The organism is Streptomyces sp. NPDC101776 (assembly GCF_044766845.1).
GTDB lineage: Bacteria > Actinomycetota > Actinomycetes > Streptomycetales > Streptomycetaceae > Streptomyces.
Genome location: NZ_JBIWMV010000015.1, coordinates 232,335 through 245,695 on the forward strand (window position 1 = coordinate 232,335; position 13,361 = coordinate 245,695).

15 protein-coding genes and 1 pseudogene are annotated in these 13,361 nt (G+C 69.0%); 5 read left to right on the top strand and 11 right to left on the bottom strand.

Annotation, left to right across the window (positions count from 1 at the left end):
- Positions 1-14: 14 nt before the first annotated feature.
- The 7 genes from ACIRRY_RS36055 to ACIRRY_RS36085 form a co-directional block, all read right to left on the bottom strand.
- Positions 15-956: a type II secretion system F family protein gene (locus tag ACIRRY_RS36055; RefSeq protein WP_403981335.1), complete on the bottom strand. Its 942-nt coding sequence runs from the start codon at positions 954-956 to the stop codon at positions 15-17.
- A gap of 11 nt (positions 957-967) precedes the next feature.
- On the bottom strand, positions 968-2,308 hold the full coding sequence (locus tag ACIRRY_RS36060; protein ID WP_403981338.1) for a CpaF family protein: 1,341 nt from the start codon (positions 2,306-2,308) through the stop codon (positions 968-970).
- 73 nt (positions 2,309-2,381) lie between these two features.
- Positions 2,382-2,732, bottom strand: a complete 351-nt coding sequence (locus ACIRRY_RS36065) for a TadE/TadG family type IV pilus assembly protein (protein WP_403981340.1) — start codon at positions 2,730-2,732, stop codon at positions 2,382-2,384.
- Between the two features lies 1 nt (position 2,733).
- The gene (locus tag ACIRRY_RS36070; RefSeq protein ID WP_403981343.1) at positions 2,734-3,123 is read right to left on the bottom strand and encodes a TadE/TadG family type IV pilus assembly protein; all 390 of its coding nucleotides are present in this window, start codon (positions 3,121-3,123) and stop codon (positions 2,734-2,736) included.
- A gap of 19 nt (positions 3,124-3,142) precedes the next feature.
- Complete coding sequence (locus ACIRRY_RS36075; protein WP_403981346.1) at positions 3,143-4,393, bottom strand: CpaE family protein; 1,251 nt, start codon at positions 4,391-4,393, stop codon at positions 3,143-3,145.
- 9 nt (positions 4,394-4,402) lie between these two features.
- Entirely contained in the window at positions 4,403-5,116 is a 714-nt protein-coding gene (cpaB, locus tag ACIRRY_RS36080; RefSeq protein WP_403981349.1) for a Flp pilus assembly protein CpaB, read from the bottom strand.
- A gap of 149 nt (positions 5,117-5,265) precedes the next feature.
- Entirely contained in the window at positions 5,266-6,108 is an 843-nt protein-coding gene (locus tag ACIRRY_RS36085; RefSeq protein WP_403981352.1) for a hypothetical protein, read from the bottom strand.
- A gap of 342 nt (positions 6,109-6,450) precedes the next feature.
- Here ACIRRY_RS36085 and ACIRRY_RS36090 point away from each other — a divergent pair, with 342 nt between their 5' ends.
- Complete coding sequence (locus ACIRRY_RS36090; protein WP_403981355.1) at positions 6,451-8,139, top strand: chitinase; 1,689 nt, start codon at positions 6,451-6,453, stop codon at positions 8,137-8,139.
- 100 nt (positions 8,140-8,239) lie between these two features.
- Here ACIRRY_RS36090 and ACIRRY_RS36095 read toward each other — a convergent pair whose 3' ends face one another.
- A complete protein-coding gene (locus ACIRRY_RS36095) occupies positions 8,240-8,476 on the bottom strand; it encodes an antitoxin (RefSeq protein ID WP_403981358.1) in 237 nt (78 codons plus the stop codon).
- A 190-nt stretch (positions 8,477-8,666) separates the two neighbouring features.
- Between ACIRRY_RS36095 and ACIRRY_RS36100 the strand changes: the two genes are divergently transcribed.
- Both ACIRRY_RS36100 and ACIRRY_RS36105 read left to right on the top strand, forming a co-directional pair.
- A complete protein-coding gene (locus tag ACIRRY_RS36100) occupies positions 8,667-9,185 on the top strand; it encodes a SigE family RNA polymerase sigma factor (protein ID WP_403981360.1) in 519 nt (172 codons plus the stop codon).
- A 67-nt stretch (positions 9,186-9,252) separates the two neighbouring features.
- A complete protein-coding gene (locus tag ACIRRY_RS36105; protein WP_403981362.1) occupies positions 9,253-10,506 on the top strand; it encodes a hypothetical protein in 1,254 nt (417 codons plus the stop codon).
- A gap of 1 nt (position 10,507) precedes the next feature.
- On the opposite strand, the gene ACIRRY_RS36110 is transcribed toward ACIRRY_RS36105, so the two are convergent.
- On the bottom strand, positions 10,508-10,681 hold the full coding sequence (locus tag ACIRRY_RS36110) for a hypothetical protein (RefSeq protein WP_403981364.1): 174 nt from the start codon (positions 10,679-10,681) through the stop codon (positions 10,508-10,510).
- 32 nt (positions 10,682-10,713) lie between these two features.
- Between ACIRRY_RS36110 and ACIRRY_RS36115 the strand changes: the two genes are divergently transcribed.
- Positions 10,714-10,914 (top strand): hypothetical protein, encoded by a 201-nt coding sequence (locus ACIRRY_RS36115; RefSeq protein WP_403981366.1) that lies wholly within the window; start codon positions 10,714-10,716, stop codon positions 10,912-10,914.
- 196 nt (positions 10,915-11,110) lie between these two features.
- Entirely contained in the window at positions 11,111-12,475 is a 1,365-nt protein-coding gene (locus ACIRRY_RS36120; RefSeq protein ID WP_403981368.1) for a M14 family metallopeptidase, read from the top strand.
- Positions 12,476-12,487: 12 nt separating this feature from the next.
- Here the strand turns inward: ACIRRY_RS36120 and ACIRRY_RS36125 are convergent, their stop codons facing one another.
- Positions 12,488-13,117, bottom strand: a complete 630-nt coding sequence (locus tag ACIRRY_RS36125) for a hypothetical protein (RefSeq protein ID WP_403981371.1) — start codon at positions 13,115-13,117, stop codon at positions 12,488-12,490.
- A gap of 88 nt (positions 13,118-13,205) precedes the next feature.
- A pseudogene (locus ACIRRY_RS36130) lies at positions 13,206-13,328 on the bottom strand (hypothetical protein); the annotation flags it as partial.
- Between the last annotated feature and the right edge of the window lie 33 nt (positions 13,329-13,361).

Genomic DNA, 13,361 nt, shown 5'->3' on the forward strand with positions numbered 1-13,361 from the left:
CTGTCCTCCTCCCCTCAGACGTCGATGCGGGACAGGCGGCGGATGAGGATGAAGCCCACCGCGTACAGCCCGAACGCGATGATCACGCAGGCCTGGCCGATCGGGGAGCCCGTCATCCGTTCCAGGGCGCCGGGTTTGACGCCGTTCATCAGGAAGAGGGCGCCGACGCCCATCGCGGGGACGGCGTACGAGGTCATGTTGACCTGGGAGAGCTGGGTGCGGACCTCGCGGCGGGTCTCCTTGCGTTCCTCCAGGGTCTCCGTGAGGTTGCGCAGGGCGCTGACCACCTGGCCGCCCGCCCGGTTGGAGAGCACCAAGGTCGTGACCAGGACGACGAGTTCGCGGGAGGGGAGGCGGTCCGCCAGTTCGCTGAGCGCGTCGTCCATCGAGGCGCCCACCGCCAACTGGTTGGCCACCTTGGCGAGTTCCTCACCCGCCGGTGCCTCCAGCTCCTCCGCCGCCATGCTGATCGCGGTGCGCAGCGCGAGGCCGGCATGGGTGGCGTTGGCCATGATGCGGGCCAGTTCGGGGAGTTGGTTGATGAACTTCTCGATGCGCTTCTGGCGTTGCCAGTTGAGGAACTGGATCGCCACCCCGACGCCCAACAGGCCGGCGATCGGCCCGAAGAAGGGTGCCAGGGACGCCTGCCCGATCAGCCAGAGGGCCGCCACAGTGGCCAGCATGTAGACGAAGAACTCGCCCGGCGTCATGTCCAACCCCGTTGCCGCCAGCTGCAGTTCGAGCTGCCTGCCGAGGCGCGTACGGCGCAGTCTGCGGTCCAGGTCGCGGAAGCGGCGGACGCGGCCCACCTGGATCTGTCCGGTCGCGGTGAGGCGGTCGACCAGGGCCGCGCGCTGTGCCCTGCCCATGGCGTAGGCGTGCAGGCCGGCGACGCCCAGGACACAGGTCAGCAGGGTGATGCCGGTGGTGAGCGTGACGATCGTCTGGAGATCCATGGGGTCGGTCCCTACCTACTGGCTTCTCTGAGGGCGAGCTGTTCCGCGGTGTGGGCGACGCCGAAGGCCTGCGGCAGGGGCTGGCTCGCCATGTAGAGGCGGTCGGCGGTGCGGCGCGAGAGCGGGAAGTACTCGAAGGCGCCGTAGACCCGGCCGTCGGCGGAGATGGGCTGCGGGCTGAAGCGGGCCACCGTCGCCAGCCGGTACGGCTCGCTGCCGTGGCTGTCGAGGAGGGCGATCTCGGTGATGCGGCGGGCGCCGTCGGCGAAGCGGGTGAGCTGGATGATGACGTCGATGGCGCTGTTGATCTGGTCGTGCAGCGCCTCGAAGGGGATCTCGACCTCGGACATGGAGGCCAGGGTCTTCAGGCGCATCAGCGCGTCCTCGGCGCTGTTGGCGTGGACGGTGGCGAGCGAGCCGTCGTGACCCGTGGACATCGCCTGGAGCATGTCGAGGGACTCGCCGCCGCGGACCTCACCGACCACGATCCGGTCGGGGCGCATGCGGAGGGAGTTGCGGACCAGGTCGCGGATGGTGACCTGGCCCTTGCCCTCGACGTTCGGGGGGCGTGCCTCCAGGCGGATCACATGCGACTGCTGGAGCTGGAGTTCGGCGGAGTCCTCGATGGTGATGATGCGCTCGGTCTCCGGGATCAGGCCGGAGAGCGCGTTGAGGAGAGTGGTCTTACCGGTGCCCGTCGCGCCCGACACGATGATGTTGAACTTCGCGTGCACCAGGCCCGCCAGCAAATACAGCATGTGCTCGTCGAGCGAGCCGAAGCCGACCATCTCCTGGAGCGTGAAGGAGCGCGGGAAGCGGCGGATGGTGAGCGTGGCGCCGGTCAGCGACAGCGGCGGGATGATCACGTTGACGCGCTCGCCGGACGGCAGCCGCGCGTCGACCATCGGATTCGACTCGTCCACCCGGCGGTTGACCGTCGACACGATCCGCTCGATGGTCTGCATCAGCTGGTCGTGGGAGGGGAAGCGGAGCGGCAACTGCTCGACCCGGCCGCCGCGTTCGACGAAGATCGCGTCCGGGCCGTTCACCATGATCTCGGTGATCGACGCGTCTTCGAGGAGCGGTTCGAGTATGCCGAGGCCGAGCGCCTCGTCGACGACCCGGCGGATCAACTGCGAGCGCTCGACGGTCGAGAGGACCGGACCCTCACGGCTGATGATGTGCCCGAGCACCCGCTCCAGCCGGGCCCGTCGCTCGGCGGCGGCCAGCGCGCTCATCTCCGCGAGGTCGATCTCCTCCAGGAGTTTGGCGCGGTACGAGGAGACCATGTGGCCGTCCTCGCCCCGATGCCCGTTCTCCTCGGGATGGTTGACACGTTCCCGCAGACCCATGAGTGCTGTGCTCCTCGCTCCTTGTTCAGTCGAACCCGGTCGAACCCGGTTGTTCTCAGTTGTTCTCTGTCGTTCAGTGGTCGAGCGGCATGGTGGCGGTCTTGCTGGCGTCCCCGAAGCCGTCGTAGCCGGGGATGACGGACGGGATGTGGATGGAGGCGGTGACGGTGACCGTGTCGCCACCGAACGCGGCCGCGCAGCCGGTGACCGAGAGCCAGTCGCTGACCGCCTCGCTGCACGCCGGCTGGGCGCCCTGCTGGAGCGAGGCACTGCGCGCTCCCGCCCGGGCCGCCGTCCCCGCCTGCTCCGCGGTGTACGCGACCAGCCCGAGCTGCACCGCCGCCAGCGTGACGAGGATCAGAACCGGGATGAACCCGAGGTATTCGATGGCGACCTGACCGCGGTCCTTGCTGCCCCTGTCCATCTCAGTGCTTCACCTCCTCTACGGCGCCCGCGTGGCCGCGCACCGTGAAGGGGAAGCCGATGGAACCCGGGAAGAGGACGGGCACCTTGAGGGTGACCTCGGCCGTGACGAAGCCCGTGCCGCCGCAGCTCACCGTGGCGTCCCCCTTCCACGCGCCGTCCAGCTTGTCGAGGCCCGCCTGTTGGCAGGCGGCGGTGCGCGCGCCGCCCGGCGCAACCGCCGTCCCGGCCCGCACCGCCTCGTCCGCAGCATTCCCCGCGAGCGAGAACGTGTACCCCACCAGCGCGAACTGCCACATCAGCACCAGCGTCAGGATGATCAGCGGGGTCATGCCGAGGAACTCGATGGTGACCTGGCCCCGGTCCCGCTCACGCCAAGAGAGCACAGCCATACGCACGTTCATCCCCCGTTCACTCTCTCCGCCGCCGGAAGCTCACCGAGCCGCGATCCCCGCCGCTCCGCGACCGCCCGCTCTTCTGGGCGACTTCGGGGACCTTGACCAGTCCCAGTTCGCCCGCGAGACCCCAAAGGGCCTGTTTCACCACGCTCTTGTTGTCGAGTTCGTGGAGGCGGCCCGCGTCCACCGCGCCCTGGAGTTCCTTGAAGTTGGCGGGGATCGAGGTGGCGGCGACCGCCGTGCCGGTGATCCGCTGGATGAGGGCGGGCTGGATCTCCGTACCGCGTGTGTGCCGGTTGACGACGATGGTCGTCTCCTCCGCCTTGCGGATCTGGAGCCGGTCCCACATGCGGACGGTGCGCTTCGCGGCGCGTACGGCGACCACGTCCGGGGTGGTGAACAGCAGGGCCGTGTCGGCCATTTCGACGGCCGCCGCGCTCGCGCCGCTCATCTGGGCCCCGCAGTCGATGACGACGACCTCGTAGCGGGAGCGCAGGGCGCTGACGATCTGCCGGGCGGCCCGGTCGGTGACCTCCTCGCCGCGTTCGCCCTCGCCGGGGGCGAGCAGCAGCGCGATCCCGGTGTCGTGCCGGAACACGGCGTCGGCCAGGACGCGCGGCGAGATGTCGGTGATCGCGGCGAGGTCGACGACGGAGCGGCGGAACTGGACGTCCAGGTAGGAGGCGATGTCCCCGGTCTGGAGGTCCATGTCGACGAGTGCGACGCCACGGCCCGACGCCTGTGCGGCGAGGGCGAGTTGGATCGCGGCGAGGGTCGCGCCGACCCCGCCCTTGGCCCCGCTGAGCGTGACGACGGTGCCGCCGACGCCGGTGAACACATCGCCGCCGTGGCCCAGATGGCGTCGTACGCCCACCGACCAGGCGGCGACGGCCTGGACGCGGGTGGCCAACTCCTCGTAGCTCAGCGGGAGTGCGATCAGACCGCGGGCGCCGGAGTCCATGGCGGCCTGGAAGAGGCCGGGGCTGGCGTCCGTGGTGACGAGGATGACGCCCACCGCGGGGAAGCGCAGCGCGACCTCGCGGACCAGCTCCAACGCGGGGACGGGACCGATGCGTTCATGCACCACCACGACCTCGGGCAGCTCGTCGACGGACTCGGCGGCGAGCCGGGCCAGGGTGTCGATGAGCTGCGTCGAGTCGGCCACCGGGGCCACCGGGTCGGCGTCCGGGAGCTGGCTGAGCAGGGTCGTGAGGGCGCGGATGGCGTCCGCGTCACCGACCGCCGGAAGAATCCTGGTGGGCATGCGGGCCTCTCACTTGTCCTTCGCGAGTTCGTACGTCCGGTCCTTGTCGGGCACGGTCGTATCGCCGCCGGGGGCCACCAGCGCGAGCCGTACCCGCTCGGCGAACGACTCGGCGTAGGTGATCCGCTGGGCGTCGAGCGTGGAGAGCGCGAAGGTGATCGGCACGCCGTCGGTGGCACCCTGCTGGTTCTTGTCGCTGTTGCTGCCCGGGTCGAGGGCGGTGATGTGGCCGACGTCGATGACCTTCGCGTTCGTCACGATGATCTTCGACTGGTCGGGGTCGCCCTCTTTCGCGCCCTCGAAGGTGGCGTACACGTTGACGGTGGAGCCCGGGTCGATCTTGCCTGCCACGCCGGTCGCCGCGTCGATCATGATGGCGACCTCCTGCTGCCCCGGTTGCAGGGCGGGCTGGTCCACGATCATGTCGGTCTGGAGCAGGGAGCCGCCGCGCAGGGTGGTCACCGCGATCTTGCCCTTGATCTGGTCGAGATGGGTCACGGCGGTGTCCGACAGCCACCGCTTGGGCATCTCGATCTTCTTGAACTGGGCGGCGGTGAGAGCCGTGTAGGGCGCCACGCTGTCCTTGACCTGGTACGCCGTGACCTCGGGACCGACCTTGGACTTCACGTCACGGATGACGGAGAGGACGCCGGCGAACGCGCCGAGGGCGCAGATCACCGACAGGAGCAGGAGTATCACGCCGCGGCGCTGACGGGAGTTCATGAACCGTACAACCTCATTGGGGATATCGGTCGAGCGGAAATGAGCGGATCAAGCGGGATCGAGCGGGATCGAACCGGGTCTGGCGATTTCGTGTGCCGTATTCGTGTGCCGTATTCGTGTGCTGTAAGCGTGTCCTGTGAGTTGAGGACTTATCCGCTCGACGTTTGGTTCTCGTGAACGGGCGGTGTGGCGGAGCAGAAGACACAACGATCGCCGATGACGTCGATACCGCACCAGTGGCACACGGACTGCCGTACGGAGGTGACCAGTTGGTACAGCACCGACAGGTCGGGCAGATACGTACAGAACTCGATCATCTTGTTCGTACCCCACCATGTCACCGACTCGGCGGGCAGGGGGGCCTCGCGCAGCCCCATCGCGTTCCACGCCGGGGCGAGGGTGGTGCCGATCCAGTCGGACTGCAACTGCCCCTTGGCGACCAGCATCCAGGTGCCGAACTCCGGCCCCTCCAGGGTGACTCCGGGGCCGACCCGGACCAACTGCGGTTCGGGGTGGGCGATCACCGCGAACTGGCTGCCGGGCACCCAGGACTTGGCGTGCGACTTGAGGCCCACGGGGACCCGGTCCAGCCTGGTGACCGAGCCGAGGACCGCGCCCGCGTGGATGTAGTGGGTGAGCAGCCGGCCGGCCGAGGCAAGGACGCCGGGGCTGAGGTCGCAGGTCGCGAGCTGCCTCAACTGGCGGGCCAGGACGGCGAGTCCGAGCGGGGGCAGATTCGGACGGAACAGGGCGATCCGGTCGCTCTCCAGGATGGACCGGATCGTGTGCAGCCGTCGGTCGACACCCTCGGACACGGCCTGCGAGGACACGACGACGACATGCCCGTGCTGGTCGATGAGGGCCTGCATCTCCGACAGCGCCTGGTCCAGCGGTCGTTGATCCAGGTCCCGCAGGACGACGGCGGGCAGGGTCCGTTCGTCCTGTGCGGGCAGCGCCATGTCGGCGCTGGTCACGGCAATGGCAGTTGGCACGCTCAGCTCCCCGTTTCACGCCTGTCGGCCCGCCGGCACTGCTCCGGTACGCCGAGTTGACTTCACTGCGTGACTACCTCAGCACTGTAACCACGCCCCTGTGACCGGAGAACAGCGTTTCTGTAGCTGTGCGGCAACTGTCATCGCACACAACACGCCAAACCGGGGCAGGTCGAGCAACTGGTCCACGCGGAAGCGCCGGGACGGACGCCGGAGAAGTTGGTCTGGACCTCTTGACACCAGATTGGTCTGGACCAACTCTTGAACTCCAGCGGTGGCCACCGTCGTCACAGTCCCCTCCAAACTCCCCCACCGGAGGCATCAGTGGACCGCGCACCAGGCATGCCCGTACTCAGGAACAGACGTCTGTGGGCCGGGGTCGCCATGGCCGCCCTCGCCCTCTCCTTCGCGGGCACCGGCCAGGCGTCCGCCGCCGACATCAACAACGCCAAGAACGCCGGCTTCGAGTCGGGCCTGACCAACTGGACCTGTACGGCGGGCAGCGGCACGACCGTCTCGTCCCCGGTGCACGGCGGCGCGTCCGCGCTGAAGGGCACGCCGGCCGGCCAGGACAACGCGCAGTGCGTCCAGCCGGTGGCGGTCAAGCCCAACTCGACGTACACGCTGAGCGCGTGGGTGCAGGGCGGCTACTCCTACCTGGGCGTGACGGGCACGGGCACGACGGACGTGTCAACCTGGACCCCCGACACCACGTCCTGGAAGCAGCTGTCGACGACGTTCACGACGGGCGCCTCGACCACGTCCGTCTCGGTGTACACCCACGGCTGGTACGGACAGGCGGCGTACTACGCGGACGACATCTCGGTCTACGGCCCGGACGGCGGCGGTGGCAGCGACCCGGCCCCGACCGTCCCGGCGACCCCGACGGGCCTGAGCGTCTCCTCGACGACCTCGTCCTCCGTCTCCCTCGCGTGGAGCGCGGTGTCGGGAGCCACGGGCTACAACGTCTACCGCAGCGGCACGAAGATCACGGCGGTGACGGGAACGTCCGCCACTATCACGGGACTTGCGGCCTCCACGGCGTACTCCTTCCAGGTCACGGCGACCAACTCGGCCGGTGAGTCCGGGAAGTCGACTGCGGTGACGGGCACGACGACGGCGACCGGCGGGGGTGGCGGCGGCACGGTGCCGAAGCACGCGGTGACCGGCTACTGGCAGAACTTCAACAACGGCGCGACCGTGCAGAAGCTCTCGGCAGTCTCCTCCCAGTACGACATCATCGCGGTGGCCTTCGCGGACGCGACCTCCACCCCGGGCGCGGTCTCCTTCACGCTCGACTCGGCCGGCCTCGGCGGCTACACGGTCGACCAGTTCAAGGCGGACATCGCGGCCAAGCACACGGCCGGCAAGAAGGTGATCATCTCGATCGGCGGCCAGAACGGCACGATCTCGGTGAGCGACTCGACGTCCGCGACGAACTTCGCCAACTCCGTCTACTCCCTGATGCAGACGTACGGCTTCGACGGCGTCGACATCGACCTGGAGAACGGGATCAACTCGACCTACATGAGCCAGGCGTTGAGGTCCCTGTCGGCCAAGGCGGGCTCCTCGCTCATCATCACGATGGCGCCCCAGACGATCGACATGCAGTCGACGTCGAACGCGTACTTCCAGACCGCGCTGAACGTGAAGGACATCCTCACGGTCGTCAACATGCAGTACTACAACAGCGGCACGATGCTGGGCTGCGACGGCAAGGTCTACGGCCAGGGCACGGTGGACTTCCTGACGGCCCTCGCCTGCATCCAGCTCCAGGGCGGCCTTTCCCCGTCCCAGGTGGGCCTGGGCCTCCCGGCCTCGACGAGCGCGGCCGGCAGCGGCTACGTCTCCCCCACCATCGTGAACAACGCCCTCGACTGCCTGACGGCCGGCACCAACTGCGGCACCTTCAAGCCGTCGAAGACCTACCCCGACCTGCGGGGCGCGATGACCTGGTCGACCAACTGGGACGCGGCGGCGGGCAGTTCGTGGTCCAACTCGGTGGGAGCGCATGTGCACGCGCTGCCGTAGGGATGTGATCTGAACGAGGAGTGCGACCGGGCTGGCGGGTCGCACTCCTTCGCGTTGTGCCTTCGTGCTGTGCCTTCGTGCTGTGCCTTCGTGTTTGTGGCTACCCCGCCGACCGGCCCTTGCCGTCGGCGTTCCCGGCGTTCTCGGCGAGTCGGTCCAGCAGTTCCTGGGCCTTGTCGACCGCGGTGTCGATCTGCTCGCTGTGCTTGCCGTCGGTCTTCTCGTCGACGAGATCACCGGCCTTCTCCAGCCCGTCGGAGATCTTGTCACCATGGTCCTCGGCGATCTCCTCGGCCTTGTCCTTGAGCTTGTCCAGGTCCGGCAGGTTGTCGAACACGACAGTTCCCCTCGCTGCAACGGGCGTACGCGGTCCAGGACATGGTCTTCACGCCGGCCCCCGGGAGGGCAAGGGCGTGTTCGGGGCGCACGAATCGATACGGGCGGCCTGAAACATTTCTGTGCGCCCACCGCATCAGTACAAGTGAGGGCGGTGCCGGTACCGGGACCGACGGGCAGGGGGAACAGGCGTGAGACGACAGGAACGTGCCGACGAATACGCGGAGTTCGCCGCGGCACGCGCCGGGCATCTCTATCGGTCCGCCTGTCTGCTGACCGCCGGGGACACGCATCTCGCCGAGGACCTGGTCCAGGAGACGCTCGGCAAGCTGTACGTCGGCTGGGGGCGGATGTCCCGGGTCGGCAACCCCGCCGGGTACGCCCAGACCGTCCTCACCCGTACCTATCTCGCCCATCAGCGGCGCCGCAGCAGCACCGAGCGCGCCACCGACGTCCTGCCCGACCGGCCCGACCCCGGTGCCCACGGCGCCGACACCCCGCTCCGGCTGACCCTGCTCCAGGCCCTCTCCCGGCTGCCCGCCAAGGACCGCGCCGTGGTCGTCCTGCGGTACTGGGAGGACCGGTCCGTGGAGGAGACCGCCGACGTCATGCACGTCAGCTCGGCCGCCGTACGCACCCGCTGCGTCCGCGCGCTCAGCCGGCTGCGCGAACTGCTCGGGGAGAACCTCGACGAGTACGCCCGCCCCTGAGCAACCCCTGGTCCCTGGCTCCAACTCCCTTCTCCCGCAAGCCCCTTACGCGAAACGGCGGTGCGCCATGCCCGACACCCAGCACAGCGACCCCCTCGACCCCTTCGAGGAACGGCTCACCGCCGGCCTGCACGACGCGGGCAACGCCTTCGAGACCGACCGGGCCGCGCTCGCCCATGCCGGTGCCCTCAAGGGACGACGGCGGCTGCTGCGCCGCCGGAACGCCGCCGTCATGAGCGGCGCGGCGGGCATCGCCCTCGTCGGCGTGGGCGGGGCGCTGCTCCTGCCGAGCGGGAACCCCGCCGAGGCGCGGGGTTCCGCGGCCGCCTCCGCCCACGCCTCCGCCACCTCCTCCGCCCCCGCTCCCGTCTCCGGCGAGGAGCTGTTCCGGAAGCTCACCCGCCTGCTGGGCGACGGCGCGTACTCCAAGGTCGTGGCCCGTGGCACGGACGAGGCACCGTCGCCGTACGTCCATGTCGTCTACGACGACGGGAAGGGCAAGTCGGCCGTCGAGGTCAACCTGGGCCGGGTGGAGCCGGGGAGTGACGAGGCGCGGCAGGCCACCAAGTGCCCGGCGAAGGTGTTCACGCACTACGACGCGTGCACCACGAGCCGGCTGGCGGACGGGTCGGTGGTCATGGTCCTTCAGGGGTACGAGTATCCGGACCGCCGGGTGGACACGAAGTGGTGGAGCGCCGAACTCGTCACCCCGCAGGGACAGCATGTGAGCGTGAGCGAGTGGAACGCCGCCGCCGAGAAGGACTCACCGATCACCAGGAGTCAACCGCCGCTGTCTCCCGCCCGGTTGACGAAACTCGCGGCTTCGGACGCGTGGCGGAAGGCCATCGACGCGATGCCCGAGCAGGCGCCGACCGGGACCGCGATGGCGGAATCGGGCGGCTCCGCCATCAACGCCCCCATCGCCCCGACCCTGAAGAGCCTGCTGCCGAAGGGGCTCACGGTGTCCGACAGCAGTGGCCACGACAGCGGGTTCGGCTATCTCGTCGTCGACGACGGCAAGGGCAAGACCCTCGTCCAGGTCAACGTCCAGGCGAACATGTCGGACGTCGCGGACGACCTCTTCGGCTCGGACGCCGAGGTCCTGTCCGACGGCACGAAGGTCGCCGAGCACCAGGGCCCCGGTGAGAAGGGCGGCTCGGGTGTCGTGATGTGGACCGTCGACACCCTCCGCACCGACGGCACGCGCGTGGTGATCAGCGCCTTCAACTCCGGCGCCCAGGACACCCCTTCGACCCGCAAGACCCCGGCCCTGACGATGAAGCAGCTCAGGGCGATCGCCCTCAGCCCCAACTGGCGCTGATTCACGGCGAGTCGACGGAACTCTCCGGCCGATCGGACGGCACCTCGACGAGGGACAGCACTCCGCACACCATGGCGAACAGGACCAGCCACCGGACCGTGGCCACGGGTCCGACACCGGCGTCCTCGACGACATGCCCGCCGGTCAGCCACCAGGCGGTCAGCCCGGCCGGCACGAGGAGATGGTTCCCCCCGCACGATCGACGACGTGCAACCCACCGTCGACGGCCGGATGGAGAAGGACGACCCGGCGCCCGCGGGCGTGGCCCCGTCCGACCCCAACCCCCAGTCCCCCCGTCAACTCACCGCAGCAGTAGTGGCGTCGCCCCTGCCACTCGCCACATGTTCGTCCTCGCACGACAGCACCTCCTCCGCCGGGACCACCTCCCCGAACCCGGAGTGGCGGTAATCCGGCCACCGACTTTGGACGCCCTTGACCTGACCATGCCAACACATCAACATAGGCGCCACACAGGAAAGCCCACGGGAGGGCCCTGAAGGGTCCGTGAAAGGTCCATGAAAGGTCCCGTGGGAACTCCCCACCCGCACGCCGTACTTCACGCACGTCGCACTGAAACACCCCCCAACTCCAGCAAGGAGATTTCATGCGACTTCGCATACGCGGCTCAGGCGCCCGGAGCGGCAGACGTACCGCCGCGCTCGCCGCCCTGATGGCCCTCGCCCTCGCCGCCCCCGTCGCGGAGACGGCCACGGCGGCGAAGGCCACCGCCGACAACGCACGGCAGACCGCCCCGACCGCGGACGACATCCGCCAGTACGAGATCCACGTCGACCACAACACCCCGGTCACCCGTACGGCCATCGCGGCGGCCGGCGTCACCGTGGACGAGTCCGACGAGGAGACCGTGGTCGTCTCCGGCCGCGCCGCCCAGATCAAAGTGCTGCGCCAACAGGGCTACGCCGTCTCGCTGTTGGGCTCGGCACCCGACCGCTCCTCGGCGGCGGACGGCGCTCGGCTCCTCGACTTCCCCTCGGCCGACTCGAAGTACCACAACTACGCCGAGGCGAACACGGAGATCGACCAGCGGCTCGCCGCCTACCCCGGCATCATGAGCAAAAAGGTGATCGGCAAGTCGTACCAGGGCCGGGACATCGTCGCCGTCAAGGTCAGCGACAACGTGGCCACCGACGAGAACGAGCCCGAGGTCCTCCTCACCTTCCACCAGCACGCGCGCGAACACCTCACGGTGGAGATGGCGTTGTACCTGCTGCGCGAACTGGGCGCGGGCTACGGCACCGACTCCCGCGTCACGAACCTCGTCAACGGCCGCGAGATCTGGATCGTGCCCGATCTCAACCCGGACGGCGGCGAGTACGACATCGCGACCGGCGCCTACCGGTCCTGGCGCAAGAACCGGCAGCCCAACTCCGGTTCCAGTTACGTCGGTACGGACCTCAACCGGAACTGGAACTACAAGTGGGGCTGCTGCGGCGGCTCTTCGGGCTCGACCTCGTCCGAGACCTACCGGGGCGCGTCCGCCGAGTCGGCACCCGAGGCGAAGGTGGTCGCGGACTTCGTGCGCGGCCGGGTCGTCGGCGGGAAGCAGCAGATCACCGCGGGCATCGACTTCCACACGTACAGCGAACTGGTGCTGTGGCCCTTCGGATACACGTACTCCGACACGGCCACCGGGATGACCGCGGACGACGCCGCCGCGTTCAAGGCGGTCGGGCAGAAGATGGCCGCGAGCAACGGCTACACGGCCGAGCAGTCCAGCGACCTGTACATCACGGACGGTTCGATCGACGACTATCTCTGGGGCAGCCAGAAGATCTTCGACTACACCTTCGAGATGTATCCGACGTCCAGTTCCGGGGGCGGGTTCTACCCGCCCGACGAGGTCATCGAGCGGGAGACCTCCCGGAACCGGGACGCGGTGTTCCAACTGCTGGAGAACGCGGACTGCATGTACCGGTCCATCGGGAAAGCGGCCCAGTACTGCGGCTAGCCATCTGGCCGGCTAGTCCTTGCGGACCTCGGCCTCCGCCTCGGCGAGCGCCGCCTCGTCGACCTCGGCGGACTCGTCGTCCTCGTCCTCGGCGCCGTCGTCGAAGTACGCGTCGAGGACCGCGTCGAGTTGCGTCTCCCACTCACCGAACCGGCTCCTGGCCGCCGCCTCGATCTCGATCGGGTACCAGCGGCGGTCAGGGGTGTGCACCGTGATGGTGAACCGCCTGCCGAAGCGCGGGGACTCGGTCTCTATGGCGCCGATCTCGTCCCAGCGGAACTCGCAGTTCTGGTCGTCCAGGCGCAGTCGTACGCCCTTCGCGTCCGCGACGATCTCCGCACGACGGTCGGACGCCTCGAAGACGGGCCCGCCCTCGGACGACTCCGCGCCGTCTTCATCGGCGTCGGCGTCACCCTCGGCATCACCGTCCTCGGCAACGGCCGTGTCGACCTCGGCCTCCTTGGCCTCGGCCTTCTCGACCTCGGGCTTCTCGACCGGCGACTCCTCGGGCTCCGCGTCCCGCGGCTTCGCGTCCTCCGGTGCGTCGGAGGACACGGCGGGTGCGGTGAGCCCGGGGACGAAGGCCGGGTCGAATCCGGCGCCCTCCAGGGGCTGGCTGCTCGAACCTATGCGCTGCTCCACAGCGCGAAGTATGGTCGACGAACCTGTGTCGGGCACAGCCAGCCCCCACTTCGTTATCAGACGCCTACACGACGTTCCCGGCGTACTTCTAGACGAAGAGGCTCAATACGGCCGCCACCGCGAACCCCGCGACCGACAGCACCGACTCCAGCACCGTCCACGTCCTCAACGTGTCCCGCTCACTGATCCCGAAGTACTTCGCCACCATCCAGCTGCATCCATCAGCGCGCTCCGCGCGCGGGCG

Bases quoted from the DNA above. Each gene is read 5' to 3' on its own strand.
- cpaB (WP_403981349.1), bottom strand. From the start codon at position 5,116: ATGAACTCCCGTCAGCGCCGCGGCGTGATACTCCTGCTCCTGTCGGTG.
- ACIRRY_RS36120 (WP_403981368.1), top strand. From the start codon at position 11,111: ATGCGACTTCGCATACGCGGCTCAGGCGCCCGGAGCGGCAGACGTACC.
- ACIRRY_RS36060 (WP_403981338.1), bottom strand. From the start codon at position 2,308: ATGGGTCTGCGGGAACGTGTCAACCATCCCGAGGAGAACGGGCATCGG.
- ACIRRY_RS36055 (WP_403981335.1), bottom strand. From the start codon at position 956: ATGGATCTCCAGACGATCGTCACGCTCACCACCGGCATCACCCTGCTG.
- ACIRRY_RS36105 (WP_403981362.1), top strand. From the start codon at position 9,253: ATGCCCGACACCCAGCACAGCGACCCCCTCGACCCCTTCGAGGAACGG.
- ACIRRY_RS36090 (WP_403981355.1), top strand. From the start codon at position 6,451: ATGCCCGTACTCAGGAACAGACGTCTGTGGGCCGGGGTCGCCATGGCC.
- ACIRRY_RS36075 (WP_403981346.1), bottom strand. From the start codon at position 4,393: ATGCCCACCAGGATTCTTCCGGCGGTCGGTGACGCGGACGCCATCCGC.
- ACIRRY_RS36070 (WP_403981343.1), bottom strand. From the start codon at position 3,123: ATGGCTGTGCTCTCTTGGCGTGAGCGGGACCGGGGCCAGGTCACCATC.
- ACIRRY_RS36065 (WP_403981340.1), bottom strand. From the start codon at position 2,732: ATGGACAGGGGCAGCAAGGACCGCGGTCAGGTCGCCATCGAATACCTC.